This window comes from Planotetraspora sp. A-T 1434, from assembly GCF_025420585.1.
Taxonomy (GTDB): domain Bacteria; phylum Actinomycetota; class Actinomycetes; order Streptosporangiales; family Streptosporangiaceae; genus JAOEGB01.
This window is the reverse complement of record NZ_JAOEGB010000060.1, coordinates 1-2,708: the sequence shown is the minus strand read 5'-3', so window position 1 is coordinate 2,708 and position 2,708 is coordinate 1. Positions and strand designations below refer to the sequence as shown.

Sequence of the window (2,708 nt, the reverse complement as noted above, 5' to 3'; positions counted from 1 at the left end):
CTACAAACCGCACACAACGACGGCATCACCGCCTACCTCGAAATCGGTCCGGACGCCGTACTCACCGCACTGGCCCAAGAGGCACTTTCCAGCGACACCATCACCGCCATTCCGGCGCTCCGGGGCGACCGGCCCGAAGTCGCCACCGCCCTCACCGCCGCCGCCCACCTCCACACCCGAGGCACCCCCGTCGACTGGGCAGCCGTCTACACCGACAGCGACCCCACCACCGTCGACCTCCCCACCTACGCCTTCCAGCAGCGGAGACACTGGCTCGACCATCCGAAACCCAGCGCCGCCGCGGCCGGGAACGGCGAAAGCGACGAGGCGCACGCCCGCTTCTGGGACACGGTCAGCCGCGGCGACCTCGATTCCCTGGTCGAAACGCTGGGAGCCGGCGACGAGGGGGTGCGGGAGTCGCTCGGCGCGGTCCTGCCGGCGCTCGCGTCCTGGCACGCCGCGCGGGGCACTCGATCGACCATCGACTCCTGGCGATACCGGCTGTCGTGGCGGCCCGTCACCACGGAGACGCCGGCCCGCCTCGCCGGGCGCTGGTTGCTGGTCCGTCCCGCCCACAGTGAGGCAGCGGAATGGGCCAAGGTCCTCGCCCATGCCTTCGAGGAGCGGGGCGCCGAGGCGGCGTCCATCGTGATCGATGCCGGGACGGCCGACCGGGACGCGCTCATCGAGGCGCTGGGCTCCGTCTCCCCTGACGAGCCCGTCACAGGGGTGCTATCCCTGCTTTCGTTCGATGACACCCCGCACGCGGCGCATCCGGCAGTGTCCCGAGGAAACGCCGCCGAGGTGGCCCTGATCCAGGCCCTCGGTGTCGCCGGGATCTCCGGGCCGCTCTGGATCGCGACCAGCGGAACCGTCTCGGCGACGCCGTCCGATCAGTTGAGCCACCCCGGTCGTGCGCTGGCGTGGGGTCTCGGTGGCGTGGTCGCAGCCGAGAGGCCCGAGGGGTGGGGCGGCCTGCTCGACCTGCCCGCGAGGCCGGACGCCCGAGCCGCCGCACACGCCGTCACCGCGTTGGCCGGAGATCACGGCGAGTCCGAGCTGGCCGTCCGCGCCGCCGGGCTTCTGGCGCGCCGGTTGGTGCCCGCGCCCCTCCTCGACGGCTCCGCCGTACCGTCACCGTGGGCGTCGCCCGGGACCGTACTGATCACCGGTGGTACGGGCGCACTCGGTGGGCATGTCGCACGCCGCCTGGCTCGGCGCGGGGTCCGGCACCTGTTGCTCATCGGCCGCCGGGGGCTCGACGCTCCGGGCGCCGCGGAGCTGGAGGCGGAGCTCACCGGCCTCGGCGCGCGGGTCACCATCGCCGCCTGCGACGTGTCCGACCGGGACGCGCTCGCCGCCACACTCGCGGCCATCCCTCCCGAACACCCGCTCAGCGCCGTGATCCACACCGCGGCGGTCCTGGACGACTCCCTGCTCGACTCGCTCACCACCGAGCGGATGCACCGGGCCCAGCGGGTCAAGGTCGGAGGGGCGCTGAACCTGCACGAGCTGACCCGCGACCTGGACCTCTCCGCGTTCGTGCTGTTCTCGTCGATCGCCGGCACGATCGGCACCGCGGGGCAGGGCAACTACGCGCCGGGCAACGCCTTCCTGGACGCGTTCGCCGAGCACCGCCGCTCCATCGGCCTGCCCGCCACATCGATCGCGTGGGGCCAGTGGGACGGCGACGGCATCGCCGGCGACGGGGCGAAGCAGCAGTTGCGGCGCAACGGGTTACGGCCGATGGACCCGGACCTCGCGGTCACCGCGCTGGAGGAGGTGCTGGATCACGGGGAGACCCGGCTCATTGTCAGCAGAGCCGACTGGACCGCCGTGCTCGCGACCCGGCCGCACCCCCTGCTCGCCGAGCTGCCCGAGGCCCGTGAAGCCGCGCTAAGCGGCCCTGCCGCCGCCTCGGAGGCGGGGGGCGACGACGGCCCGGACCTGGTGCGGCGGCTGTCCACACTGCCCGAGGCGGAAAGGCGGCAGACGGTTCGCAGGGTCGTCCGCACCGAGATCGCCGCCGTTCTTGGGCACAGCTCCGCGGCGGATGTGGACGACCAGCGCGGCTTCCGCGACCAGGGATTCAGCTCCCTGTCCGCGGTCGAGCTGCGGAACCGCCTCAGCCGGCTCACGGGTACGGCGCTGCCGAGCTCTCTCGTCTTCGACTATCCGACTCCCGCGGAGCTGGTCGACCACCTGCATGCCGTACTGGTTCCCGAGCCGGAGCCGCCACTCGCCGCGATGCTGGCGAAGATCGATGAACTTGAGAGCCTGCTCTCCGTGGCTTCGCTGCCTCCCCTGGACCGGGACGCGGCGACAGCGCGGTTGCGGCGGCTCCTGGACACGCCGCCGCCCGGTGAGGCGGTGCCCGGCGGCATGCCGGGCGGCGTGCCGGGCGGTCATCCGGCGTCCGGAGACCTGTCCTCGGCCTCCGACGACGAGCTCATCAGCTTCATCAGCAACGAACTCGGCATCTCCTGAGCCTCTCCCTTGTCCAGCCTGTGCCCTGGAGGCAGACCCCTGTGAGTGACGACCAGATCCGGCATCTCCTCCGGCGTGTGACCGAGGAACTGCACAAGACGCGCGAAGAATTACGGGATGTACGAGAGGAACAACGGGAGCCGATCGCGATCGTGGGGATGGGCTGCCGGCTGCCCGGCGGCGTGGCCTCCCCCGAGGACCTGTGGGACCTGGTCTCCTCA

2 protein-coding genes are annotated in these 2,708 nt (G+C 72.3%); both read left to right on the top strand.

Going from position 1 to position 2,708, the window contains the following annotated elements; translation table 11 throughout:
• Nucleotides 1-2,487 (top strand): SDR family NAD(P)-dependent oxidoreductase (locus N5079_RS34905; RefSeq protein WP_261588504.1); only part of this gene is annotated, 2,487 nt, incomplete at its 5' end.
• A 41-nt stretch (nt 2,488-2,528) separates the two neighbouring features.
• Nucleotides 2,529-2,708, top strand: a 180-nt coding sequence (locus tag N5079_RS35740) for a polyketide synthase docking domain-containing protein (RefSeq protein ID WP_410007860.1), incomplete at its 3' end; no start/stop codon positions are given.